General features: G+C 62.9%; 25 protein-coding genes. 10 read left to right on the forward strand and 15 right to left on the reverse strand.

Going from position 1 to position 24,943, the window contains the following annotated elements; translation table 11 throughout:
* From AC0L2R_RS24550 to AC0L2R_RS24570, 5 genes are all read left to right on the forward strand, one after another.
* Complete coding sequence (locus AC0L2R_RS24550) at positions 1 to 624, forward strand: alpha/beta hydrolase (RefSeq protein ID WP_473512062.1); 624 nt, start codon at positions 1 to 3, stop codon at positions 622 to 624.
* A 3-nt stretch (positions 625 to 627) separates the two neighbouring features.
* Complete coding sequence (locus AC0L2R_RS24555; RefSeq protein ID WP_023797123.1) at positions 628 to 927, forward strand: GNAT family N-acetyltransferase; 300 nt, start codon at positions 628 to 630, stop codon at positions 925 to 927.
* Positions 928 to 1,171: 244 nt separating this feature from the next.
* The gene (locus AC0L2R_RS24560) at positions 1,172 to 2,230 is read left to right on the forward strand and encodes a dipeptidase (protein ID WP_473512064.1); all 1,059 of its coding nucleotides are present in this window, start codon (positions 1,172 to 1,174) and stop codon (positions 2,228 to 2,230) included.
* Between the two features lie 132 nt (positions 2,231 to 2,362).
* Positions 2,363 to 3,649, forward strand: a complete 1,287-nt coding sequence (locus AC0L2R_RS24565) for a flavin monoamine oxidase family protein (RefSeq protein WP_473512065.1) — start codon at positions 2,363 to 2,365, stop codon at positions 3,647 to 3,649.
* 272 nt (positions 3,650 to 3,921) lie between these two features.
* Positions 3,922 to 4,332, forward strand: coding sequence for a hypothetical protein (locus AC0L2R_RS24570; protein WP_473512067.1), 411 nt, complete (start codon positions 3,922 to 3,924; stop codon positions 4,330 to 4,332).
* Positions 4,333 to 4,464: 132 nt separating this feature from the next.
* Here AC0L2R_RS24570 and AC0L2R_RS24575 read toward each other — a convergent pair whose 3' ends face one another.
* Positions 4,465 to 6,549, reverse strand: a complete 2,085-nt coding sequence (locus AC0L2R_RS24575) for a PAS domain S-box protein (protein ID WP_473512068.1) — start codon at positions 6,547 to 6,549, stop codon at positions 4,465 to 4,467.
* A 66-nt stretch (positions 6,550 to 6,615) separates the two neighbouring features.
* Positions 6,616 to 7,398, reverse strand: a complete 783-nt coding sequence (locus AC0L2R_RS24580) for a response regulator (protein WP_473512176.1) — start codon at positions 7,396 to 7,398, stop codon at positions 6,616 to 6,618.
* Between the two features lie 46 nt (positions 7,399 to 7,444).
* On the opposite strand from AC0L2R_RS24580, the gene AC0L2R_RS24585 reads away from it, so the two are divergent.
* Positions 7,445 to 8,131 carry a response regulator transcription factor gene (locus AC0L2R_RS24585; protein ID WP_023797129.1) on the forward strand — a complete coding sequence of 229 codons (687 nt, stop codon included), beginning with the start codon at positions 7,445 to 7,447 and terminating at the stop codon, positions 8,129 to 8,131.
* A 30-nt stretch (positions 8,132 to 8,161) separates the two neighbouring features.
* Here AC0L2R_RS24585 and AC0L2R_RS24590 read toward each other — a convergent pair whose 3' ends face one another.
* A complete protein-coding gene (locus AC0L2R_RS24590) occupies positions 8,162 to 8,329 on the reverse strand; it encodes a hypothetical protein (protein WP_023797130.1) in 168 nt (55 codons plus the stop codon).
* Between AC0L2R_RS24590 and AC0L2R_RS24595 the strand changes: the two genes are divergently transcribed.
* Both AC0L2R_RS24595 and AC0L2R_RS24600 read left to right on the forward strand, forming a co-directional pair.
* Complete coding sequence (locus AC0L2R_RS24595; RefSeq protein WP_287218455.1) at positions 8,322 to 8,735, forward strand: hypothetical protein; 414 nt, start codon at positions 8,322 to 8,324, stop codon at positions 8,733 to 8,735. The two genes, AC0L2R_RS24590 and AC0L2R_RS24595, sit on opposite strands and share 8 nt — an antisense overlap.
* 241 nt (positions 8,736 to 8,976) lie before the next feature.
* A complete protein-coding gene (locus AC0L2R_RS24600; RefSeq protein ID WP_473512177.1) occupies positions 8,977 to 9,450 on the forward strand; it encodes a L,D-transpeptidase in 474 nt (157 codons plus the stop codon).
* An 88-nt stretch (positions 9,451 to 9,538) separates the two neighbouring features.
* On the opposite strand, the gene AC0L2R_RS24605 is transcribed toward AC0L2R_RS24600, so the two are convergent.
* Positions 9,539 to 12,622, reverse strand: coding sequence for an efflux RND transporter permease subunit (locus AC0L2R_RS24605; protein ID WP_473512070.1), 3,084 nt, complete (start codon positions 12,620 to 12,622; stop codon positions 9,539 to 9,541).
* Entirely contained in the window at positions 12,619 to 13,881 is a 1,263-nt protein-coding gene (locus AC0L2R_RS24610; RefSeq protein ID WP_473512071.1) for an efflux RND transporter periplasmic adaptor subunit, read from the reverse strand. The genes AC0L2R_RS24605 and AC0L2R_RS24610 overlap by 4 nt, the downstream gene beginning before the upstream one ends.
* 151 nt (positions 13,882 to 14,032) lie before the next feature.
* Between AC0L2R_RS24610 and AC0L2R_RS24615 the strand changes: the two genes are divergently transcribed.
* Positions 14,033 to 14,569 carry a TetR/AcrR family transcriptional regulator gene (locus AC0L2R_RS24615; RefSeq protein ID WP_091593200.1) on the forward strand — a complete coding sequence of 179 codons (537 nt, stop codon included), beginning with the start codon at positions 14,033 to 14,035 and terminating at the stop codon, positions 14,567 to 14,569.
* A gap of 148 nt (positions 14,570 to 14,717) precedes the next feature.
* Complete coding sequence (locus tag AC0L2R_RS24620) at positions 14,718 to 14,933, forward strand: hypothetical protein (RefSeq protein ID WP_473512073.1); 216 nt, start codon at positions 14,718 to 14,720, stop codon at positions 14,931 to 14,933.
* A gap of 123 nt (positions 14,934 to 15,056) precedes the next feature.
* Here the strand turns inward: AC0L2R_RS24620 and AC0L2R_RS24625 are convergent, their stop codons facing one another.
* From AC0L2R_RS24625 to AC0L2R_RS24670, 10 genes are all read right to left on the reverse strand, one after another.
* A complete protein-coding gene (locus tag AC0L2R_RS24625) occupies positions 15,057 to 16,037 on the reverse strand; it encodes an ROK family protein (RefSeq protein WP_473512074.1) in 981 nt (326 codons plus the stop codon).
* On the reverse strand, positions 16,037 to 16,759 hold the full coding sequence (locus tag AC0L2R_RS24630) for a ribulose-phosphate 3-epimerase (RefSeq protein ID WP_473512178.1): 723 nt from the start codon (positions 16,757 to 16,759) through the stop codon (positions 16,037 to 16,039). Before AC0L2R_RS24630 ends, AC0L2R_RS24625 begins: the two co-directional genes overlap by 1 nt.
* 11 nt (positions 16,760 to 16,770) lie before the next feature.
* A complete protein-coding gene (locus tag AC0L2R_RS24635) occupies positions 16,771 to 17,604 on the reverse strand; it encodes an alpha/beta fold hydrolase (RefSeq protein WP_473512075.1) in 834 nt (277 codons plus the stop codon).
* The gene (locus tag AC0L2R_RS24640; RefSeq protein WP_473512077.1) at positions 17,604 to 18,422 is read right to left on the reverse strand and encodes a sugar phosphate isomerase/epimerase family protein; all 819 of its coding nucleotides are present in this window, start codon (positions 18,420 to 18,422) and stop codon (positions 17,604 to 17,606) included. The genes AC0L2R_RS24635 and AC0L2R_RS24640 overlap by 1 nt, the downstream gene beginning before the upstream one ends.
* Positions 18,422 to 19,498: a Gfo/Idh/MocA family protein gene (locus AC0L2R_RS24645; RefSeq protein WP_473512078.1), complete on the reverse strand. Its 1,077-nt coding sequence runs from the start codon at positions 19,496 to 19,498 to the stop codon at positions 18,422 to 18,424. Before AC0L2R_RS24645 ends, AC0L2R_RS24640 begins: the two co-directional genes overlap by 1 nt.
* Positions 19,499 to 19,508: 10 nt before the next feature.
* Positions 19,509 to 20,324: a sugar phosphate isomerase/epimerase family protein gene (locus tag AC0L2R_RS24650; RefSeq protein WP_473512079.1), complete on the reverse strand. Its 816-nt coding sequence runs from the start codon at positions 20,322 to 20,324 to the stop codon at positions 19,509 to 19,511.
* A gap of 182 nt (positions 20,325 to 20,506) precedes the next feature.
* Positions 20,507 to 21,349, reverse strand: a complete 843-nt coding sequence (locus AC0L2R_RS24655) for a carbohydrate ABC transporter permease (protein WP_023797144.1) — start codon at positions 21,347 to 21,349, stop codon at positions 20,507 to 20,509.
* A gap of 5 nt (positions 21,350 to 21,354) precedes the next feature.
* The gene (locus AC0L2R_RS24660) at positions 21,355 to 22,251 is read right to left on the reverse strand and encodes a carbohydrate ABC transporter permease (RefSeq protein WP_473512081.1); all 897 of its coding nucleotides are present in this window, start codon (positions 22,249 to 22,251) and stop codon (positions 21,355 to 21,357) included.
* 139 nt (positions 22,252 to 22,390) lie between these two features.
* Positions 22,391 to 23,638 carry an ABC transporter substrate-binding protein gene (locus AC0L2R_RS24665; RefSeq protein WP_473512082.1) on the reverse strand — a complete coding sequence of 416 codons (1,248 nt, stop codon included), beginning with the start codon at positions 23,636 to 23,638 and terminating at the stop codon, positions 22,391 to 22,393.
* A 114-nt stretch (positions 23,639 to 23,752) separates the two neighbouring features.
* Positions 23,753 to 24,898 carry an ABC transporter ATP-binding protein gene (locus AC0L2R_RS24670; protein WP_473512084.1) on the reverse strand — a complete coding sequence of 382 codons (1,146 nt, stop codon included), beginning with the start codon at positions 24,896 to 24,898 and terminating at the stop codon, positions 23,753 to 23,755.
* Positions 24,899 to 24,943: the final 45 nt, after the last annotated feature.

The following is a 24,943-nucleotide window of genomic DNA, read 5'->3' on the forward strand; positions in this document are numbered from 1 at the left end:
ATGAGCAAGGACGCTTACACCTACAAGACACTGCCGGGTTCGCCTGATGGATCGCTGCTCTTCGTCTTCCACGGCACCGGGGCCGACGAGAACCAGCTTCTGTCGCTCGGGCGTGATCTCGCGCCGCAGGCGACCATCGTTTCGCCGCGCGGCGATGTCTCGGAAGACGGTGCTGCGCGCTTCTTTCGCCGCACCGGCGAGGGCGTCTACGACATGGACGACCTGGCGCGGGCGACGGACAAGATGATTGGCTTCGTCAAGGCGCATATCGAGGCGGCAAAGCCCGCGTCGGTGCTTGGCCTCGGCTATTCCAACGGCGCCAACATCCTGGCCTCGGTGGTGTTCGCGGCGCCCTCTCTGTTCGACGCGGCGGTGCTGATGCATCCGCTGATCCCATTCGAGCCGGAAATCGAGGGAAGTCTCGCCGGCCGCCGCATCCTGGTCACAGCAGGCAGGCGCGATCCGATCTGTCCGCCCAACCTGACGTCGCGGCTAGAAGCCCATTTGCGCGCCGATGGCGCCGATGTCACAGTGGAGTGGCACGACGGCGGCCATGAGGTGCAGTCGAACGAGATCGAGGCGGCGCGGCGGTTCCTGTCCGCTACGCCGGCAGAAGGAGCGTAAGCAATGCCTGACCAATTGCCGGAGGTCGAACTGGAGGATCGCGGTTCCAAGGGCCGTTATCTCCTGCGCGGGCCTGACGGCGCCGAGGCGGAGATGACTTTTACCAAGGTCGGCGAGCACCAGATCATCATCGACCACACCGAAGTGCCGGATGCGTTTCGCGGCCAGGGCGCGGGGCTTAGGCTCGTTACCCGCGCCGTCGAGGACGCGCGCGCGGCGGGCAAGAAGATTATTCCGCTCTGCCCGTTCGCCAACGCCCAGTTCCGACGTCACCAGGAATGGGCCGACGTGCTGAAGCAATAGTCGGTCGTGGCTCCCCTTCTCCCCTTGTGGGAGAGGGTGGCCGCGAAGCGGCCGGATGAGGGGTGTTCCAGCTTGGCACCAACAGCACTCCGTCCAGCACCCCTCAACCGTCTTGGCGCTACGCGCCAATCCACCTTCTCCCACAAGGGGAGAAGGCAAGACCGCGCTCGACTTGCCTAGTGGGTATTGCCTTGCCTAAGTAGGATATTGCCCGCCCGACCAATCGAACCGAAATGATCCCTTGATGACCGAAACCGATCTTGTTCCCGTCTTCGACGGCCACAACGACACGCTGCTCAGGCTCTACCAGTCGAAAGACGCGGATGTCGAAAGGCTGTTCATCAAGGGAACATCGGGTGGCCACATCGACCTGCCGCGTGCGAAACAGGGCGGCTTTGCCGGCGGCATGTTCGCAATCTTTCCGCCGCCGGTCGAGAAATCCAAGCGCAGTGCGGTTCCTCCCGCGCCAAGCGATATCGAGCCCCTGCCGCCCGAAATTGCGCGCGCCGACGCGCTTGCTTCCACCATCGCCATGGCCTCGATCCTGTTCAGGCTGGAACGAGCGTCAGCGCTCACCGTCTGCCGCAGCGCCGGCGATGTGCGAAACGCGATGGCGCAAGGGGCGATCGCAGCGGTGTTCCATATCGAAGGCGTCGAGGCGATCGACCCCGAACTGACCATGCTCGACGTGCTGCATGCGGCCGGCTTGCGCTCGCTCGGCATCGTCTGGAGCCGCCCGAACGCTTTCGGCCATGGCGTGCCGTTCCGTTTCCCGTCGACGCCCGACACCGGACCTGGCCTGACCGATGCCGGCAAGGCGCTGGTCAAGGCCTGCAACCAGCTCGGCATCATGGTCGATCTTTCGCACCTCAACGAGAAGGGGTTTCGCGATGTCGCCGAGATCAGCGACGCACCGCTGGTCGCGACCCATTCCAATGTCCATGCGATCTGCGGCCATTCGCGTAACCTCACCGAATGGCAGCTCGGCGCGATCCGCGACTCGGGCGGCATGGTCGGGCTGAATTTCGCGACCGGGTTTTTGCGCGAAGACGGCAGGATGAATGCCGATACCAGTCTCGACGTCATGGTGCGCCATGTCGATTCACTGCTGCAGGCTTTGGGCGAAGACGGCGTCGGGCTCGGGTCCGACTTCGACGGCGCCATGATCCCGGCTGTGATCGGCGACGTCACCGGCCTGCCGAAGCTGCTCGACGCGTTCGCCGCGCGCGGCTTCGGTCGCGCGCTGATCGAGAAGATCGCCTACCGCAACTGGATAAGCATGCTGGAAAAGACCATTGGCTAAAGCGGGTCGCCCGGCGGAGCGGCCAGCGACCTGCAATTCGATCGAGCGGGGTTTGATGATCTCGACAGGACCGTTGTCTCCGAAGCTCAAGCCGCGGATGATTGCGGACTTCGAGACCTTCAGGGCCGGCTCTTGAAGCGCCAGACCGTACGAACCGATGTCGCCATCGTCGGCGCCGGCTTTACCGGCCTGTCAGCCGCGCATGAATTGAGCAAGGCCGGCATCGATCTTGCGCTGCTCGAGGCGCGCGGCCGCGTCGGCGGGCGGGTCGAGTCCCAGTGGAACGGGCTTGGCGAGCGGATCGACAGCGGCGGTCAGTTCCTGTGCGAGGACATGCCGGAACTGATGGCCCTGGTGCGAACGCGCGGCAAGACGTTGGTCGAGACCTATACCAAGGGCGAGTTGGTTGCCCAGCCACTGACCGGCGCAAAGCAAATCGAGCGAATCTACCACGCCTCGATGTCGATCCGCGACCGCATGAACGCGATCGCACCGGGCGATCCGGCTATCGCCGGCTTGACCGTCGCCGCATGGCTCGAACGCCAGAACGATCCCGGCGAGGCCAAGGCGGCGTTCCGCTCGATGATCGAGGGGCTGTGGTGTCAGGCGCTCGAAAAACTGCCGCTTTGGCACCTCATCGACAATGACCGCCGTATCACCAACGAGGTGTCGGAACTGCAGTATTTCCTGCTCGAAACCATGCAGTCCCTGGCGGATGACCTGGCTGGCGATCTCGGCGACCGCCTGCGATTGAACACGCCGGTCAGAACGATCGAGCGCAGACCGGGAGGCGTTCGTCTCGCGTCGACGACGGGCTCGATCACGGCACGAATAGCGCTGATCGCCATGCCGCCGATGATGGCTTCGAAGCTGGACTTCGTGCCGCCGCTGCCGGCTGTCTTGCAACGGGCTCTCGGCGTCTGGCAAAGCGGCGCGGTGATCAAAATACAGCTGCGCTATGCCACCGCCTTTTGGCGCGCCAGGGGCCTGAGCGGCATGGTGATGTGGCGCGATCCGCCGGCACTTTTTGCCTGTGACGTCAGCAAGGATTGTGGCCACCCTGCGTTGGTCGTCTTCGTCGGCGGGCCGCTTGCCCTCCGCTGGCGGGAACTGGGAGATGCCGCGTTGCGCACCGAGGTTATGGCGCGGCTGCAGCAGGCGCTCGGCACGGATGCAGGCAAGTTCACCGATTTCAGCTCTCGCGACTGGACCGACGATCGCTGGAGCGGCGGCGGCTACGCCGATCTCATCATCGATACGAGTGCCACCGAGGCCGAACAAACCATCCTGGCCGGCGCGCCGCCGGTGTATTTCGCATCCTCGGAATTGTCGCCGTCGTTTCCGGGCTATGTCGAAGGCGCAATCGTGGCTGGGCGCATTGCGGCTCAGAAAATCCTGAGGGAATTTAATCCGCAGTAATCACCAGCGCCTCATGGTCGCAGGCGAGGGCGTCTCAAAGTGGCGACCGGACGTCGCCGGGCCAGAGCGGCGGCGCGATTTGATCCCGTGAACATGCGACTGCACGAAAACAGTTCGGCAACGAACTGCCTCGCCCCTGCGATGACCGGATGTGCCCGCCGAAATCCCGTTTCAAAGCTGTTACATGGTCAGTTTGCGTGCGTCGTTCGTCCGTTACAAGGTGCGACTAAGTTCGTTTCAACAAAAAAAGAAGATCGACGAAGGGAAGCGCGATGTATACGAAAATCCGGACTGCCGGCAATGACCGCCGTCTGCAAGGGCTGAAGGGCAAGGATCGGCGGCCGAAGCTGGCGCTGCGCCAGCGCGCCAACGACCATCCGATGGCGCTGTTCGTGGTGCTGGGCGCCGCCGCGTTCGCCGGCATGGCGTTCGCGCCAACGGTCGGTCCCGCCTTTGCTTCACTGAACCCGCCGGCAAACATCGTCAAGGGCGCGCCGACCACGACCAAGACCGCGCGGCTGCCGATGCCGGAGATCGATTTTGTCTGCAAGGGGCAGGCCTGGGGCGCCGAGAGTGCGGACTGCCTGCGCGTCATTGCCGAGCAATCCGGCATTCACAAGGCCCGCGCGGTTCGCGTGATCGCCAATGCCGCGCCGCTGACCGATACCCCGAACGTTTTTTGATGCCCGAGCGACCCCTCCAGCGCTCCAGGCAGGCTCCCGCCGCTCCTCGGCCGGGAGTCTTTTTTCTCTGGAACTTAGCCCTTTGTTGAGCATCGGATTCTCTCAAAAACCGATTTCCACCGGTCCGAAGTTCTAGCTGCCCAATGCAGCCTGCTCGGCGATGGCCGACAGCACGCCGCGCACGTCCAGCGTGCTGAACGGCTTTTCCAGGATCTGCGGCCGCTGCGGCGCCGGCAATGCCTCGATTTCGGCTTTCGCGCCGATCAGGTCGCCGGTGACCAGAACGAAGCGCCGCGCCAGATCAGGCTTTTCGGCGAGCAGTTCGCGATAGATCGATATGCCGCTGGTGCCGGGCATGCGCAGATCGGAAAAGACGATGTCCGGTGGCATATGGCCCGACAAGGTCGCGGCGGCCGACGCCCAGGCCGGCACGATCCGCGACTTGATGCCCATCAACTCCAGAATGTCGGACAGCGAGGCGGCGACATCCGGCTCGTCGTCGATGATCAGGGCATGGCGCAATCCGCTCGAGCGCGACGGGCTTTCGCCGGCGGCGGCCGCGCCGCCGGCGATCGCCGGCAACTGGACGACGAAACGGGCGCCTCTCGGCAGAACTTCCTCGAACCAGACATTGCCATTGTGCCGTTCGATGATCGATTTCGAGATCGACAGGCCGATGCCGGTGCCGACGCCGACCGGCTTGGTGGTGAAATACGATTCGAAGATGCGAGAACGTATCGCTTCCGGCACGCCCGGCCCGTTGTCCTCGACCGAGAAACAGGGATTGCCGCGATCGCTGCGAAACGTGCGAACTTTGATCAGCCGGTCGCCGCCGATGCCGGCCAGAGCGTGCTGGCTGTTGATGAGGAAGTTGGCGGCCACTTGCGTCACATGGTCGGCGTCGGCCATGGCCAGCAGCGGGCCGCTGGCGAAATCGGTGTCGATAATGATGCCGGTCGACCTGGCGCCGTAGGCGGTCACTTCGAGTGCCGCGCGGACCACCTGGTTGAGGTCGGTCTCGGCCTGCGACGCCGGATGCAGGCGGACCATCGAGAGGAAGCTCTTGACGATGCGGCCGCAGCGCTCTGCGGCGGCGCGCACCTTTTCGGCGCGCACCTTGGTCTGCGGGTCTGAAGCGAACTCGTGCAACAAAGTCGATTGGGCGACGACCACGGCAAGCGGGTTGTTGAGCTCGTGTGACACGCCGGCAAGCAGCGAGCCCATCGCCGCCATCTTCTCGTTCTGGTGCAGCTTTTCGCGCTGGCGGCCGATCTCCTCCTCGGCACGCAATTTGTCGCGAAGGTCGCGGATCGAGCCGAAGATCAGGCGGCGGTCGGCGACCCGCATCTCGGTTGCCGTCAATTCGATCGGAAAGACCTCGCCGGCAGCATTCTGGGTGACGGTCTCGATCCGCTGCCCGACCATCGGCGCGCCGCGGCCCGACATGTATTCGGCGCCCGACACATAGCCCTTGCGATAATAGTCCGGAACGACGGTGTCGAGCAGGTCCTTGCCGAGGATGGTGCTGCGCTGGTAGCCGAACATCCTTTCGGCGGCCGGATTGAATTCGATGATCGAGCCGGTCTCGTCGATGACGATGATGGCGTCGAGCGAGGCCTGCAGCATGGTGCGGCGGATGACTTCGCTGGCGTGGGCATCGGAAAGCGATCGTTCGATGGCGTCGCCGATGGCCAGCGCCACGATGTGCAGCGTTGCCTCTTCCTCGTTGGTCCATTCGCGCTCGTTCACGCAGTCGTTGACCGCCAGCGTGCCCCACAGATGGCCATGCGCAAAGACCGACACCGACAGGAACGACTTGATGTGCTGCTTTTCGAAATCGGTTCTCAGAAAGCCTTCGAGGTCGCGCGTGTGTCCCGCGAAGATCTTGCCTTGCCGCTCGTCCTCCGCCAACCGTTCCAGCAGCGGGTCCGAATTGACAACCGACTGCATGATCACCGTCGGCGATGCCAACTCGCCACCATATCGGGGGTCGATCCAGTAGGCCGCCACCGATTGGGCAAAGCCTTGGCCGGGCAGCTCGCGCAGCCGAAACAGGATGCCGCGCTGGCAATCCATGGCCCCGCACAGCGTTTCAAGGATGCTGCCCATGTCGCGCTGCCAGTCGCCAGCTTCGTGAAGCCGGCGAACGATGTGAACAGCGGCCATCGCCGCGCTCTGCCTGACGCCGTGCCTATCGCTGCGTGCTTCAGCCGTCATGGTCAACCGTCATGGGGTCAGCCGTCATTTCACAGTCGTGCCACCGAGAGTGGTTGGTCGCGCCGCTCAGTTGCCTTCGCCGGTCGGCAGCGAGAAGATATAGCCTTCGCCGCGGACTGTGCGCAGGAATTTCGGATTGGCCGGGTCCGCCTCAATCTTCTTCCTCAGCCGCATGATGCGGATATCGACCGCGCGTGAGGAGTCAGGATCTTCCACGAAGCCGATCGCCTCGGAGATCGCCGCACGCGTCAGCAAGCGGTTGGCACGCGTCAGGAAGACCTCCAGCACGTCGAACTCGCTCTTGGCCAGGTCGATGACCGTCCCATTGGCGCCGGTGACGAACCGACCGTCGAGATCGGCATGGAAAGGGCCGAAGCTCATGGAACGGCGGTTGTTGGCAGTTGTTTCGGCCTTAGCGGCCTGCGGCTCGGCCGGCGGCGGCACGCGGCGCAGCACGCTGCGGACCCGAGCCAGCACCTCGCGCAATTCGTAAGGCTTGACAATGTAGTCGTCGGCGCCGAGTTCCAGCCCGACGATGCGGTCGAGCGCGGTGCCGGCGGCAGTGGCATAAATGATGCCGATCGGCGTTTTCGAGCGCATCCAGCGGCCAAGCGACAGGCCGTCCTCGCCCGGCATGGCGATGTCGAGGATGGCCAGTTGAAACGACTGCGTTTCCAGCAAGGTTCGAGCAGCGCTGGCGCTCTCGGCCGTAGCGACATCGTAGCCGCTGGCGCCGAGATACTCGGCGACCGCGTCCCTCAGATCCGGCTCGTCCTCGACGACGACAATTCGTGCCCGCACTATGTTTTCGCTCCCGCTTTCAGCAGAAAGTAGATTGGGTATAAACATCATGTCCAGCACTCATCTTGGGTTGCCGGTTGCAGGGTGGAAAAAAATGGCTGCACGATCCATCATCGCGCTTGTTTCCGTCGCCGAAGTGGTCGCGACCGATCTCGCCGACCATCTCGAACGGCGCGGTCATGACGTGCGCGCAGTGCGGCAGCCGTGGGAGGCCGAATCCCTGCTTTCCGGAAACGGCATCGATGTCGTCGTCGTCGGCGACAGCCTCAGCCAGGCGGAAGGGCGTGATCTGCTCAAGCGCCATGGCGGCGAGGGCGGGCCGGATTTCATCTTGATATGCCGGCCGGCCGATCTCGTCGACAAGGTGCTGGCGCTCGAGCTCGGCGCCGCCGACGTCGTCGAGAGCCCGCTCAACGTCAGGGAACTCGCCGCCCGTATCGGCGGCTTGCTGGCACGGCGCGGCCGGAACGCCGGGGAATTGGTCGTGCTGGAGAACGCGACGGTCGACCTCCGGTCGGCCATGGTCATGCATCGCTCCGGCACGGAAGAACAATTGTCGCCGGGCCAGGTGGCGCTGCTCAGATTGTTCCTGGCCAGTCCGCGCAAGGTCTTGACGCGCGACGACATCATTGCCGCCGCGCCAGCCGAAAATGCCGATGCCTTCGATCGCTCGATCGATTCGCGCATTGTGCGACTGCGCCGCAAGCTCGACACCGAAACCATCACCACCATAAGGGGTGCGGGCTACCGGTTCGACCCGCCGACGCAGTTCGCCGACTGAGGCTGGGGCGCTCACCGCAGGCCCAGGCGTTCAGCGCACCACAAGAAGAGATGGACCTGACGGCATTTCGCTGGCCGCGACGAATTCACTGGCATGGGCACGATCCCTGAGAAGCACGGTGGCGAGGCCGGCAAAGCCGAGCAGGCCCTGTGCGTAGAGCAGTGCGGAAAGCACCGAAGCTGCAAATTTCGTGTTCATCGTTTTCGTCCCCCAAATTTGGTTTCAGGTTCGCTTCAGGGAAAACCCCGAAGTGCCCGCGCCGCCTGCGGAGCCCCCCGTCGCGGCGCGGGCCTTCGGTCCTCTCGGCTGCAAGTTGCCGGAGGTGCCGCGCATCTTCTTCAGCCCAAAACCGACCCGCCAGAGGGCCTTGAGCCGGTTATGCGCAGGCTGGACACGATCCAGACCGTGGCGAAAACAGTGCGGCATGCAAATCAACGCTGCTTCTATGCTTATCCTGAACCAGGAGATCACGTTCGATTGCATGTTCATCTTGGTTTGTGCCGGCTGTTTTCGTTGGGTCAACTTTGCCGGTGGCCTGTATCAACATCATGCCGCTCGAGTCCGCGCTTTGTTGCCGATTGGTTTCGAGCTTTCTTTCATGTGAGGGAAGACCGCGCTTCCGCCAGGAGATGGCAGTAGCTTTTCCGGTCCGGGCTCGACCGGGCAGACCGTCCTGTTCTTGCTTTCACCCTTGCAAACGCCTCGGAATGGGCCTGCGGCCGTTAACCAGAGGAAACAGATTCGAAACAGAAAAATCCGCCGTGCGAAATCAATTCGAAACGTGACCCAACGACAAGCCAGTCATCGAATTGGAGCCGGCCATGCCCGGCAGACAGGGGGATATCATGTACACTGCCATTTCCGCCAAGCTCATCAACATCGCCGCCGCCGTCACCGCGGGCACGGTTCTTCTGTTCGGCGCCGGCAACGGCGTTGCCGATGCTGCCAATCGGGCCGCCAACCAGATCGTGGCGCGGATTTCGCTTTCGCAGCAGACGATGGAAGTCCTCGTGGACGGCCGGCCGACCTTCGCGTGGAAAGTCTCGACCGGCGGTAGGGGGCATGTCACCCCGACCGGGTCGTTCAAGCCGACCCGCATGCACCAGATGTGGTATTCGAGGAAATATGACAACGCGCCGATGCCGCATTCGGTCTTCTTCAAGGGTGGCTACGCCGTGCATGCGACCAATTTCGTCAGGCGCTTGGGACAGCCGGCCTCGCATGGTTGCGTGCGGCTGCATCCGGACAACGCCGCCGACTTCTACCAGCTTGTCGAGATGTTCGGTCCGACCAACACCAGGATCGTCATCGTCAAATGATAAGCAAGACGATCCGCCTTTATAAATACGTTGCGGTCGGACATCACTGCCCAAGAAAAAGGCCGGAAATTTCCGGCCTTTTTCTCAATCAATCGACAGGCACCGGCATCAGCTTCGGGTCCGGCTTCTCGGCGTGATGCGGCAGGTCCTTGCTGGCGATGAAGGTGTAGAACATCGGCACCACGAACAGGGTGAACATGGTTCCCACCAGAATGCCGGTGAAGATCACCAGGCCCATCGAATAGCGCGCTGCGGCGCCTGCGCCGCTGGAGACGATCAGCGGCACCACACCGAGCGCCATCGCCGCCGTCGTCATCAGGATCGGTCTTAGCCGCACCCTGGCCGAGGCGACGATCGCATCGCGCCGCCGCATCCCGTGGAGCTCGCGCTGCTGGTTGGCGAATTCGACCAGAAGAATGCCGTGCTTGGTGATCAGGCCGATCAGCGTGATCAGCCCGACCTGCGTGTAGATGTTGAGCGTCCCCAGCCCCAGATTGAGCGGCACGATTGCGCCGAAGATCGACAGCGGCACCGACATCATGATGATCAACGGATCGCGGAAGCTTTCGAACTGCGCCGCCAGCACCAGATAGATGACGAGAACGGCTGCCGCGAAGGCGATGATGATCGTGTAGCCCTGTTCCTTCTCCTGCCGCGACTGGCCGGTATAGTCGATGAAGAACGTGTCGGGCAGGCTTTCCCTGGCGATGTCCTCGATGGTCCTCAGCCCGTCGCCGGTGGTGATGGTGGGCAATGGCAGAGCGGAAATCGTGGCGGAGTTCAATTGATTGAACTGCTCGATCACGGCCGGCGAGGCGTTGGTCGAGATCTTCACCACCGCCGAGAGCGGCACCATCTCGCCCGACGCGCTGCGGACGAAATACTCGGCCAGCTTTTCAGGGTTGTCGCGGAAGTTCTGCGGCACCTGAGGGATGATGTCGTAGCTGTTGGATTCGCGGTCGAACTGCGCCACTTCGGCGCCACCGACCAAAAGGGTCAGCGTCCGGCCGATGTCGGCGATCGGCAGGTTGAGGGCCGCGGCGCGGTCGCGGTCGATCGTCACCGTCACTTGCGGCGCATCGAAGGACATCGAATTCTGCACGGCGAGGAAGCGACCGGAGGCCTGCGCCTTGTTCTTGATGTCCTCGGCCGCCTCGAACACCTGGGAGGCATCGCCGGTCGAGCGCACCACCATGGTGACCGGCAGGCCGCCGCCGGAGCCGGGCAGCGTCGGCGGTGCGAAGACGAAAGCCTCGACGCCCGCCACCTTGGCGAGGCGGGCGGTGATGTCTTCCTGAAGTTCCTTCGAGCTGCGCGCGCGCTCGGCCCAGTCCTTGAAAGCGAAACCGACGAAGGCGCTGTTCGTCGGGCCCCCGAAGGCGACGGCGGAGAACCGCGCCCTGGTTTCGGGGATGTCATTCACCAGCCCGAGAATCTGGTTCACATAGGTTTCGGTGTAGTCCGACGTGGCGTAGCGCGGCGCGTTCACAAGAGACAGCAGGAAGCCCTGGTCTTCTTCGGGGGCCAGTTCGCTCGCGGTCTTGGTGAACATGAAGCCGGTCGTGGCGACCAGTGCGATGACGATCATCAGCGTCACTGGGCGGTATTTCAACGAGCCGCTGACCAGCCGCTCATAGACGTTTTCGACGCGCCTGAACGTGTTGTCGACAATGCGCTGGAAGCGGCTGTGCGAGCCGGCCCTCAGGATGCGTGCCGACATCATTGGGGTGACGGTGAGGGCGACGACACCCGAAAGCACCACCGAGCCGGCAAGCGTCACCGCGAATTCGCGAAACAGGGCGCCGGTCAGGCCGCCGGTGAAGGCCAGCGGCGCGAACACGGCGGCCAGCGTTATCGTCATGGCGATGACGGCGGACGAGATCTCGCGCATGCCATTGAAGGCCGCCTGCATCGGCGACAAACCGTCTTCCTCCATGTGGCGGTGAATGTTTTCCACCACCACGATGGCATCGTCGACGACGAGGCCGATCGCCAGCACCATGGCCAGCAACGACAAGAGGTTGATCGAATAGCCTAGCGAAAACAACAGGAAACAGACGCCGATCAGCGACAGCGGAATGGTCACGATCGGCATCAGCACCGAGCGGAACGAGCCGAGGAAGAGCAGGATGACGACGATGACGATGGCGACCGCTTCGCCGATGGTCTTGAACACCTCCTCGATCGAGGCGCTGATCTGCTCGGTCGAATCGTACACGATCTCGATCGTCATGCCTTGCGGCAGCGTCTCCTGGATCGTCGGCACGATTTCGTGGATCGCCTCCGCTGTCGTCAGCGGATTGGCGGCCGGCGTCGGGAAGATGGCGAGAAAGATGCCGGGCTTGCCGTTGAAAGTAACCCTGGTGTCGGTGTTCGCCGCGGCGAGCTCGACGCGCGCCACGTCGCGCAGCCTCACCACATTGCCGTCTGTGGAACGAAGCGGAAGAGCGGCGAAAGCCTCCGGCGTCTGCAGCGTCGAGCGGACGGTGATCGAGGAGGCGACGTACTCGTTTTCGGTATCGCCGGGTGCTGAGAGGAAATTCGATGCGTTGATGGCGGTCAGCACGTCCGACGCCGTCACGCCGCGCGCCGCCAGTTTGATCGGATCGATCCACACGCGCATCGAATATTCGGCGGCCCCGAAGATCTGCACGTCGGCGACACCCTCGACCGTCGACATGCGCGGTCGCACGACGCGCTCGATATATTCGGTGAGCTGTTCCGGCGTCATGTTCGGATTCTGCATCGAGATATACATCATCGCGAACTGCTCGCCGGTGCCTTTGACGATCACCGGGTCTTCGGACTCGTCCGGCAGGTCGCCGCGCACGCTTTGTACCTTCGACAGGACTTCGTTCAGCGCGACGTCGGGGTTGGAGCCGAGTTTCATCTGCACCGTCACGGTGCTGGAGGACGGCCGGCTTGCCGACGTGACATAGTCGATGTTTTCGGTCGAAGCGACGGCACGGGCGATCGGCGCGGAAATGAACCCCTGGATCAGGTCGGCGCTGGCGCCGGGATAGGCTGTGGTGATCGTGATGGCCGTTTCTTCGACCTCCGGATACTGCCGGATCGAGAGGCTGAAGATGCCCTGGAAACCCAGAAGCAGGATCATCAAGGCGAGCACGGTCGAAAGGACCGGACGGCGAATGAAGATGTCGGAGAAGCTCATTTCTGGGCTGCCTGCTGGTTTGCCGGCTTGGTCGGATCGACGGTGTTGTCGACGGCAACGGACATGCCGTTGGAAAGGCGGTTCTGGCCGGCGGTAACGACTTCGTCGCCGGGGGCGATGCCTTCCAGGATCTCAACTAGGCCGGCATTACGGCGGCCTGGCTTGACGAACACCTGGGCAAGCACGAGCTGCGGCTTCTGTTCTTCCGCCGTCGGTTCGGCCGGCGCAGCAGCCGATTGTTCCTCGGGTTTTGCCGCGGGCGCTTCAGTCGCGGGCTTCGCACTATCCGTGGCCGGCTTTTCTTCCAGCTCCGCAGCGGCAGGGGCGGCGCCGTTGGCCGCGGCTGGCTTTGCCGGACGCACCACGTAGACGAAATCACCGTAGAGGCTGGAGGTCAGCGCGGTCTGCGGCACCGTTAGCACGTTGTTTTCCTCGGGCAGTTCGACGCGCACCTGCACGAACTGGCCAGGCGTCAGCTTGCCTTCGGGGTTGGCGACCTCGGCCCTGACCGTCACCATCCGGCTGGTCGGATTGATCTTCGGGTCGATACCGCGGATGGTGCCGGCGAACGGAAGCTCGCCGTCGCCAATGCCCAGCCGCAGCGTCTGGCCGATCTTCAGCAGCGGAAGCTGCTGTTCGGGAACCGAGAAATCGGCTCGCATCGTCTCCAGATCCTGCAGGGTCGCTACGGAAGTGCCGGGTGAGAGATACTGGCCGAGATCGATCCTGGGGATACCAATGGTGCCGCTGAAGGGCGCTGTCAGCAGCTTCTGCTCGAGCACCGCCTGCAACCTGTTGACCCGCGAAGCGGAAGCCAATGCGGCTGCCCGCGCTGAATCGAGCGTCGATTCCGAGCCGACATCGCGTTTCTGCAATTCAAGGGCGCGTGTCAACGCCGTCTGGTCGAGCGCTGCTTGCGCCTTCGTCGCATCGAGATCGGCGCGCTCGGCAGCATCGTCAAGCTGAAGCAGACCCGCGTTGGCTTCAACCTTCTGATTGGCGTGAAACAGGATATCCTTGACGATGCCGGCGGTTTCGACGGTCAGGTCGACGCCGCGGACCGCACTGACAGTGCCGATCGCCTCGACGCCCGGCGTCCACCCCGTCGGCTTGACGATCATCGTCGACACGGTCGCCGCCGGCGGCTTCATCGTGGCGAAGAATTCCTGCATTGCATTGTCGCGGAACAGGTTGAAGCCGACGATGCCACCGCAGACCACCACGAGCAGAATGAAGGCGATGATGAAACGCTTGATCACGAACAGTCCCCTTGGCCATGGCCCGGCACAACAGTCGGATGACCCAAACACATAGCTGTGACTGGTCCCGATATCAAATGACGGCGACCTTACTGTACCGTCTGGACGGTCTTGTCAATTCCGCGTAGGCTAATGTATGGGGGAACGATTGATGAAAGCCCGCAGAGCAAATTCGCGTGATAAAATTCTCGCTGCCGCCGCCGATGTGGCACGCGAGACAGGACCCGGCAGCCTGTCGCTGGACGCCGTCGCCAGCCGGGCCGGGGTGTCGAAAGGCGGCTTGCTGTACAATTTCCCGACCAAGGCGAAGCTGATGCAGGCGCTGGTTGAGGATTATCTTCGCGCCTTCGAGCAGGCGCTGGACGCCGCCCGCACTGCCGGCGTCGCGGGCGAGAGCCCGCTTGCGACCTACATCAAGCTTTCGGCCGAACATGCCGCGGAATCGAAACCGTCGGCTTCCTGGATATTTTCGGCGATCGCCGAGGATCCCGATTTCCTGACGCCGATAAAAGCGTTCAGGCGGCAGGTTTTCGAACGGCTCAAGGGAGAAACGCCAGACCTCAAGGCGCTGCTGGTCTGCTACCTCGCCATCGAAGGACTTCGCAGCATGAATCTCTTCGATTCGGATGTTCTTTCGGTCGACGAACGCCGGTTGCTGATATCGTCCTTGTTGGAGATTGCGGGATAGATTGCCGCGCAGGAGTGCCGTTCAGGGAACCTTTGTCCGCCTCGCGATTTTGGATGTATGGTGAGAAGCCGAACGGCCAGAAAGGCATTCCCCGATGACAACAAAACGTTTTGCGATCCGCGCTCTCGTTTTCGCAGTGGGGTGCAGCATGTCTGCCGCGGCCTTGGCTGGAGATCGCGATGATCGGCCTGACCGTGATCGCTACGTTCCCGCCGAAGGCAACATCATCGACATTCTGTTCGGCGGCCCGCGCTACTATGATCGGCAGTTGTTCACGACAGCCGCAGGAGCCTGCTCCTACCACAGGGTCGGGCCCGACGCGAACGCGTTGAACAAGATCAACGATCACCATTGCGGGAAGTAGACGGCAGGCCGCGGCGGTCGCCAACGCAGTCGGGCGATGCAGCGGCGCAGAATGAAGACTGTAGCGATCCTTGGCGCCCCCCTCTGTCCTGCCGGCATCTGTCGTTGGCGCGAACGCCATCGATCAGCAGGTCGCCATCGCCAACGGCGCGCCCGGTTCGCCTTCCCACAGGATCAGGCTGGCCGCGCCGATCAGTCCTGCGCGGTCGCCAAGCTGCGCCGGCACGATCGGTACATCCCTGTAGGCTGGCATGGCCCGCTGCTCGACGGTTGCCCTGATGGTCGGAGCCAACAAGTCGAAACCGTTGGCGAGGCCGCCGCCCATGACGATCAGATCCGGCGAATAGAGGTGAAGCAGATTGGTGAAGCCGATGCCGAGCCACTTCGCCTCAGCCTCGATCAATTCGAGCGCGCTGATATCGCCGGCACGTGCGGCTTCGACGACCTGCCTGGCCGAAACGTCGCCGTCAGCCGAAAGGCGCCTAAGCAGGGAGCCGTCGCCCGGCGTCGTCAGCGCCGTGGCACGCCGCCCGAGCGCGGTACCGGAGGCGACCGCCTCGAAACAGCCGACGGCGCCGCAGAAGCAGCGGTCGCCCTCGCCGGTGATGGTCATGTGGCCGATCTCGGCGGCAAGCCCGCGCCGGCCGTGATAGATGTGGCCGTCGGCGACGACGCCGCCACCAATGCCGGTCGACACGGTGACGAACACCAGGGAGTCGCTGCCTCGGCCGGCGCCGAAGCGCCATTCGCCAAGGGCGGCCGCGTTAGCGTCGTTTTCCAGCCGCACCGGCAGGCCGAAATGCTTGCCGAGAATGTCGATCAACGGCACGTCGTGCCAGCCGGCCAGCGTCGGCGGCGCGATCACGATACCGGCCTTGGGATCGAGCGGTCCCGGCGCGCCGATGCCGATCCCGGCGACATCCGCCTGTGGGCGCTGTGTCAGAAGAGCCCCTGCCAGTGCGATGATCTGGCCGATCACCGCATCCGATCCCGCAATCGCCATCGTCGGCGCCGAGACCTGCGCGACAACGCCGCCGTCGCTCTCGACCAGCGCGCCGCGCAGCTCCGTTCCGCCGAGATCGAAGGCGAGGGCCAGTCTTGTCATCAGGCGGCGACCTCCAGCCCATGCAGCCAGGCTATGCGCTGCGCAAGGTCGGGGTCGCCGAACGCCAGCGATCCGAGCACCACCGTCTCGGCGCCAGAGGCGCGCAGGCGGGGCACCGTCTCGTGGCGGATGCCGCCGTCGGCAGCCAGGATGATGTCAGTTTCGCGACCGGCTTTTCTCATCAGTGCGCGCGCTTCGATCAAACGTGGGCAGGCCTGCTCGGAAAGGCTCTGGCCCTTGACGCCGATGGATGTGCCGAGAAGCGTCAAAAACGCGACTTGCGACAGGAAAGGCGTGACCGCGGCCACCGGCGTTTCCAGCCTGAGCACCACGCCGGCCTCGGCGCCGAGCGCATGCGCCAGCCGCACGGCGCGCAGGCCGGCTTCGCCGTTTTCGGCGTGGACACTGACCAGATCGGCGCCGGCCTCGATGAACTGACGCGTCTGCTCCTCGACGATCTCGGCTTCGACCATCAGGTGCACATGGATTGGCCTTGCCGTCAGCCTGGCGATCCGCGCTACCAGGTCCGGGAAGAACAGGAAGCCCGGAGTGAAGCGGGCGTCCGCGACATCGATGTGGTGGAGGTCGACATGAGGTTCTATGCGCTTCAGGTCGCGCTCCATATTGGCAAGATCGGCCGACCACAGCGAAAACTCGCCGAGCAGCCGGTTGCGCGGCAGGGCGGCGATGGCAGCGGGGCCGGACAGGGATTTGCCGGACAGGGATTTGATGGTCATGACGGAATGAGGCTCCGAAAATTCGAGTGGGTGTGAAGGAAGGTCGTGATCTCGGCCTGCAACTCGGCGAAATGCCTGACGCTGTCGAGCGCCTTGGGATGGGTTTCTGCAAAGGTCGCGCCGGGAATGGCTGCGGCGAGCGTTAGTGCCGCCGAGAGCGGATGCACCGCATCCATGGCATTGCCGATGACCAGCGTGGCAATGCCAAGCACGGCGGCGTCGCTCGCCGAAACGCCCGGGCCGTCGGCGGCAATGTCGGCGAGGACCTGCGCGAATTGCGCGGCGTCCGGCCGGTCGAAATAGCCGATCAGCGAGGCAAAATTGTCGGGTGCTTCACGCTGCAGGCGCGCGGCGGTTTCCGATTGCGCGAAGATCGACCTCGCCTTGTCGGGCCCGTGGTCCAGGATAAGCCTGGCAACCTCGGCGATCGGCAGCAGGTTCACCGGCGCGTCGTCGAAAATCCAGGCCGGCCGCACCAGGAGAAGACCAGCGACGCGGTCCGGATGACGGCAGGCCAGGCGCATGGCGATCGCCGCGCCCATCGAAATGCCGCCGGCGACGAAACGATCGAGACCGGCCTGATCGGCGGCGGCAACAACATCGTCCGCGAACATCTCCAGGGAAAACGGCCGGCGGCTGCCCAGTCCGGAGGCGCCGTGCCCGCGGCATTCCAGCGTGATGCGCCGCAAGCCCGGCCCGGAAGGGAAGGCCTGGGCGACCTGCGCGTCGCCACCGCCCAGCCCATGCTGAAAGATGACCGCAATGCCGTCGCCACCATCGGAAATCCGAAGCGTGGCGTCATCGCGAAGCAGCGTGGCCAGGCGCGCCATCACACCAGCCCTTTGAGGAAGCGGGCAACGAGGGGTGCCTCTTCGGCCGAGAGGCCATGCGTGACCAGCGCCCCGTCAAAACCCGATGCTTTCAGCCTGGCGACGAAATCCGCAAAGTCGACGACACCCCGGCCGGCGGTCGTGAAGCGGCCGTCAGCGAAACGGTCCTTGGCATGGGCCATGGCGACGTGGCCCGCAGTGTGTTCGACGGCGGCGGCGACGATGGCGCGTGCTTCGGCGGGGCTCGCCTGCTCGAACAGGTTGGCCGGATCGAGCACGATGCGCAGCCGTGTCGAGCCCATCTCGGCGATCAGGCGCATCGCGTCCGAGGCCGAGGTGACGATGTTGGCCTGTTCGGGTTCGATGCCAAGATCAACGCCGTGACGCTCCGCGAGCTGAAGCGCCTTTTCCATCTCGCCCGCCATGTCTTCCCATGCCGAGGGCTCGCTATTGTCGGGATGGTATGCCCACTGATCGTCGGCGTTGCGTGTTCCCGTGCACAAGGTGACCAGCGGAACGGAAAGCTCTGCCGCGGTCTTGATGACCACGCCAAGCCGGCGCAGGCCGTCGTCGCGCACGGCCCTGTCGGGATGGGCCATGTTGTAGGTTCCCGAGAGCGCTGCCAGGGCGACACCGCAAGCCTTGGATGCGTCCGCGATGGCATCTATGGCGTCTTTTTGCACCGCCTCCGGCATCGACGGCAACCCGGCGCAGGCAAGGTTGAACTGGGTGACGGCAAATCCCGCGTCGCGGACCGCTGCCAGCACGCCAGCCGGCTCGCTGCCCGGGAAGGTCTTGGCGAACACCCCGATCTGCATCAGACCGCTCCCGTTACGGAGGCGATCTCGACGCGATCACCGGTTTCGACCGAACGGGCGATCGCCACCATGGCGCGGATCGAGGCAAGTCCGTCCTCGACGTTGGCGCCGCGCATCGGCTTGCCGTCAAGGATTGTCTCGGCGAGGCCTTCGAGCTGGCGCCTGAAGAAATGCCCGTCGGCGCCGAGCGGCTTTCGCGACGTTGCATCCTTCTCGTGAAAGATATCGACCTCACTCGCCCGGAAATACCAGGGATTGAAGGTCTTCGCGATCACCGAGCCGTTTTCGCCATAGAGCTGAAAACCCTCGTGCCAGTCCATGCGGACAGCCACGGTGAGGTCAAGGTGGCCGAGCGCGCCATTGGCGAACTCGGTTTCGACGAACCAGCAATAGGCGCCGAAACGCTCGTTGAGCCGGGCACGCACGGCAACGATCTCGCCGCACAGGAAGTGCGCGGTGTCGACAAGGTGCGAGCCGTGCGCGAGCATGAAATACTGCCTGAGATCGGCCTTCGGATTGCCGCCCTGCTTGCGCGCCAGCTTGCTGGTGACGGGCAGCGGCTGGACCGCGTCGGTGTTGGTGTAGCGGTGCGTGGAATCGCAATACCAGGCTTTTAGCGCCAGGATCTCGCCGATCTCGTCGCGGACGAAATCGCGCGCCGCTTCCAGTGCCGGGTCGAAGCGCTTCATGTGGCCGACCTGCAGCACCTTGCCGGAGCGCCGGACCGCATCGGCGAGCATCTCGCCTTCCTCGACCGAGACGCCGATCGGCTTTTCACACAGCACGTGCTTGCCGGCCTCGAGCGCCTTGATCGACATCGGCACGTGATAGGCGTCGGAGGTCGCCACGATCACCGCTTCCAGTTGCGGGTCGGCGAGCATCTCATCGTAATCGCCATAGATTTTTTCGGGTTCATAGGTCGCGGCCATGCGCGCCAGAAGATCGGGGGCGGCATCGCAGATCGCATAGAGATCGGCGTTGCCGGCCTTCACGCAGGATTCGAGATGCGCGAATTGCGCGATCGGCCCGCAGCCGAGCACGCCGACACGAAGGCGACGGTCTTGCTTCCGGATCATGGTCTCTTCCTCACGCGCCGTAGCCGCGCATCGTCTGGCGGTTGGTCTTGACCGCGGCGGCCGGATCGCCGGCGGCGGTCTCGGATTCCTCTTCCAGCACAAGCCAACCGTTGAAACGAGGTGCGGCGCTGGCGATATCGATCACCGCTTGGGTGTCGCAGACGCCCTTGCCGAGCATAGCCCAGGTGCCGCTGGCGTCGACGTCTTTCAGATGCACGTAGCGGATGCGGTCGCGGTAGGTGGTGAGCGTATCTGCCATGTCTTCATGGCCGCGCAATATGTGGCCGGTGTCGGGCACCCAGCCGACGAGCGACGGATCGATCAGTTCGAAAATCCGGTCATAGTCGGGACGGTCGAACAGCAGCGTGTTGTGGTGGGAACTGGGATGGACAGCGATGTCGACGCCGGCCTTGCGTCCGAGTTCGCCGACCTTGTTGTAGAGCTCCGCAGCAATAGGGAACTTGTCGTCGCGCGGGCCGTCGGACACGACGGTGGCCGAGCCCATCGAGACCAGCGCGCCTGGAAAGGCAGCGGCAAAATCGATCCAGCGTTTCGCTGTCTCGAGGTCGGCGCCGATGCCCTCCTTCAGCGTAAAGCCGCTCTTCGAGCCAAAGGCGAAAGAAACAAGGGTGAGGCCGGCCGGTCTCAGCGCCGCGGCGAATTCCGCCGGCCTGTCGGCATAGTGGCCGATCATCGTGTCGGTGATCTCGATGCCGGCATAACCGCCATCGGCGATCGCCTTGAGCAGATCGTCCGGACCACCGGCAAACCGGTCTCCGAGCATTTCCCAGGTGAAGGTCTGGCAACCGACTTTCAGGTCTTTCATGCTTTCATTCCTTGATGCCGCCCTGCGTCAGCCCTTTGGCGCTGGATGAACAGCACGAGCATGATTCAGCGGCGCTATGAAGACGCCCGAGGCCGCGGCGATATCGCCTGCCAGCAGAGAAGGTCCAATCCATCGATTTCGACGCGCGGCCTTCCCCATCGGTTCTCCGTTGGAGGGACATCCTACTTGACCGAGCCCGCGGTCATGCCGGCGAGGAAGAACCTCTGGGCAACGAGGTAGATGAGCAAGAGCGGTAGCGAGCCCAGCACGCTCATCGCCATCATCTGGTTCCATTCGAAGGCGTGCTGCCCCATCAAAAGTTGGATGCCGATCGGGACGGTGCGCATGGACGTTGACTTCGTCAGCGTCAGCGCAAAGAGAAATTCGTTCCAGCACAACAGGAAGGTGTAGACCGACGTCGCCACGATACCAGGCAGTGAAATCGGGACGATCACCCGCCAGAGTGCGGTCCAGCTGGTGCCGCCGTCGACAGCCACCGCTTCATCGAGATCGCGGGGCAAGGTGTTCAGATATCCCGTCATCAGCAGGATCGCGTAGGGCAGCGTAAACACCAGGTAAGTCAGGATCAGTGCGACGTAGGTGTCGAAGATGCCATACGAGACGACAAGCCCGAAGAAGGGGATCAAAAGCGTGATCGGCGGAATCGTCTGCGTGCTGATGATGAGTGTGTTGAGGCTGCCCTTTCCGCGGAAATTGAAACGGCTGAACCCATAAGCCGCCAGCAAGGCGATCAGGACCGTCAGCACGGTCACCGCTCCGGCCACGAAGTAGCTGTTGAAGAAGAAGCGCAGCTTTACCGGGTCGCCAAGGATGGCCGCATACGCTTCCAGCGTGAAGGCCTTCGGCAGGACGGTTGGTGGCAGGGCAAAGATTTCGGTATTCGACTTGAACGAGCTGCTCAGCATCCAGTAGATCGGGAAGGCCGCGAAAAAGAGCCCTGCGGCAAGCGCGACATGGAGCGCGACGGTGATCAGTCTGTCTTTCGGTGTGTGCCTTTTCCTCATGGTGACTACCGAGCCTTTTGATAGCGGATGTAGAACAGCGTCAGGCCGAGAGAGATCAGCAGGATGACCACGGCGCTCGCCGACGCCTGCGACAGGTTGTAGCTCGAAAACGCCAGCTTGTACGTGTAAGTGCTGAGGACCTCGGTCGAGTAGATCGGACCGCCGCCCGTCGTTATCCAGATCAATGGAAAGACCTGCATGGTCCAGATGAAGTCGAGCAGCGAGATGCTGATAATGATCGGCATCAGCTGCGGGATGGTGATGAAGATCAGCTTCTGGTAGGCCTTCGCCCCGTCGATATCGGCGGCCTCGTAGAAATCCTTGGGAATGCCCTGCAAGCCTGCGAGCAAGCTGACCATGAAAAGCGGGTAGCCCGCCCAGATATTGGCGAAGGTGACGGCGTGCAGCGCGGTCGCCGTCGAGGAAAACCACTCGACCTTGGAACCGATGATGCCCATCTGCATGAGAACGGCGTTCACGACACCGTTCGGCTCGAGCAGGAGGCGCCAGATCACGGCGATAATCACCGCGGTGAACAGCCAAGGCAGTATGTAGAGCACGCGCAGAATGTTGCGCAGCGTCGGATTGATGCGGTCGCTGTTCAGCATGAGTGCGAAGACCATGCCGATGGTCATATGGAAGATGACACTCATGCAGGTGAAGTAGAGCGTGTGCCACAGCGAGGCCCAGAACACCGGATCGGCAAAGATCGCGTGGTAGTGTTTCAGTCCGGCAAAGGATGGGTCGCGACGCAGCACTGCGCTGTTCTGGAACGAATAGCCAATCACCGTCACCATCGGCAGTAGCATCAGAAGGCCGATGATGAGGAGCGAGGGTGACAGATAGAGATAGGGTGCGACCGCTCGTTTCAGTCGATGGTGGGAGCGCTTCTGCCGAGTCATGTGCCACCCTTGGGATGTGCCTTCAAGAGGAAGGTGCGCTTCGGAAAGAGATCCATCTCAAATTGCCGATCCGTTGTTGACGGGTGGCCTGCCCTAAGTCAGGCTACCCGGTGGAAGATAGCAACGGGGAACAGGTCGCTCAGAATTTCGCCATCCAGCCCTTTTGAGCGTTGGCTGCGGCTTCTTCCGGAGACTGCTCGCCGGCGAGCATCTTCTGGGCTTCCACGTCGAACTGGGTCATCAGGTCTTCAGCCACCGGCAGACCCGTGAACTCGTTGGCGAGATAGCCGGTCTTGAAGATTTCGAAAGCCTTGGCGAAAGCCTTGTCCGAGGTCACGAAATCGGGCTTGGCATTGACGTTGCCCGGGAAGGCGTTTGCAAGCGTCACGAGCTTGGCGTTCACCTTTTCACTCATCAGATATTGGACGAGCTTCCAGGCTTCCTCCTGATGTTTTGAGGCCGCAGAGATGCCGATGCCCCAGGAGGCGTAGGGAAGGCCGCGCTTGCCGTTGTAATTCTCCACGACCGGGACGGGGATGAGGTCGAAGTTCAGCTTGGGATTGCGTTTGCGAATGAGGTTCACATGCGCGAGCGAGTCGATCATCATTCCGACCCGATCGTTCACGAATTCCTCGACCTTTTCCTGCTCGGTCTTGGTGGCAATGCCGGGCGAAATGACGCCGGCGTCGTTCAGCGATTTGACGAAGGTGAGCATATCGACGACCGGCTTGCCCTCGAGAGCCGGCTTGCCGTCAGCCATCATCGATTGACCCGAGGCCCAGACCCACGACATCAGGTCGTTCTGGACACCGGACGGCGTTTGCAGCGACAAGGGCAGCACCCAGCCATACTGGTTCTTGTCGGCATGGGTCATCTTCTTGGCGGCTTCGAGAAACTCCGCGCGGGTCGACGGCAGCTTGGTCACGCCTGCCTGGGCGGCGAGATCCATGTTCACGAAGACCGGATAGACGAACGAAGCCACGGGAAACATCACCGCCTTGCCGTCCACCTTGATGATATCCGCGACCTGGGTCTGGTCGAACTTGCTCGCATCCATCATCGGGTTCATGTCGGCCAGCGCATTCTGCGCGTTCAGATTGTTCACCCAGGCGCCGTCGAGACCGACGACGTCGCTAAGCGTTCCAGTTGCAGCACCAACCGAGATCTGGTCTCGCGTGGTCGCATAGGGGCCGCTGACCAGCGTCACCTTGATTCCGGGGTTTGCAGCCTCGAAGTCATCCATGATTGCCCTGAGCGAGCCGGCCGGTAATTCGGGCTCCCACCATTGGGTGAATTCCAGCGTCGTGTCCGCCATGGCGCCGGTTGCGCCAAGCAACCATGCGGCCGCGGCTATTTTCAGCATCGCGGGTTGTATCCGAAACATCATTTTCTCCTCCTTCTTTAAGATCGACCGCACAATGCGGACGATCGTCTGCTCTACTCAGAAGCCTTCTTGCGTTTCGCAGGCGCCTCGCTCTCGCCTGCGGTCTGCCGCAGATCTTCAGATCGCCAGATGCGTCTCGGGATCGAAGAAATGGAACTTGGCATCATCCAGGGCCAACCGGATTTCCGAGCCGGAGTGGACGGCGCTGATCGGCTCGAATCTCGCCACCGCGTTCGATGCCAGGCCAAAATCGTCCACCGCGTCCGGATCGCCGGAGTCCACCCGGACCGCGTCGATGTTCAGATGGACAATATGTTCGGATCCGAGTTCTTCGATCGAGGTCACCTTGGCCGGTATCGTCTGATACTTGCGACCGGATTCGAGGCTGCTGTCATAAAGATCCTCCGGTCGTATGCCGAACACGACCTTGCGCCCCGCAAACGACCTTAAGCCCGGCCTGCGCACGAAGGCTGCCTCCTGCAACCGGATGGCGAAGGTGCCGGACATCAGTTCGTCGCCCGTCAGGGTCGCCTCGAAAAGGTTCATCGAAGGAGAGCCGATGAAGCCGGCAACGAAGGCGTTCACCGGCGATTCATAGAGCCTCTTGGGTGTATCGACCTGCTGCAGCACGCCGCCTTTCAACACCGCGACCCTGTCTCCCATCGTCATCGCTTCGATTTGATCGTGGGTCACGTATATGGTCGTTACGCCGAGCTGCTTTTGCAGACTGGTGATTTCGGCGCGCATTTGCACGCGCAGTTTCGCGTCCAGATTGGAAAGGGGTTCGTCCATGAGAAAGGCGGCCGGCTCGCGCACCATGGCGCGGCCCATGGCAACCCGTTGACGCTGTCCGCCTGAAAGGTTCGCGGGTTTGCTGTCCAGCAAAGACGTCAGCTGAAGGGTTTTGGCGATCTCGTCCACGCGCATCTTGCGCTCGGCCTTCGGCTTGCCTGCCAGTCGCATCGAAAAGGCGATGTTTTCGAACACCGTCATATGCGGGTAGAGCGCGTAGCTTTGGAAGACCATCGCGATGTCGCGGTCCTTGGGCGGCATGTCGACGACGTCGACTCCGCCGATCCGAAGGCTGCCGCTGGTGATGTCCTCCAATCCCGCGATCATTCGCAACGCGGTGGATTTGCCGCAGCCGGACGGCCCGACGAGAATCAAGAACTCGCCGTCCTCGACCGATAGGTTCAATTGGTCGATTGCGCGAAAATTGTTACCGTATGTTTTGCAGATATTCTCAAGAATGACTTCTGCCATATTCCTCCCTCCGCAAGTATAAGCCGCTGATTTTTATAACCCTCC

It is taken from the genome of Mesorhizobium sp. WSM4820, from assembly GCF_055811075.1.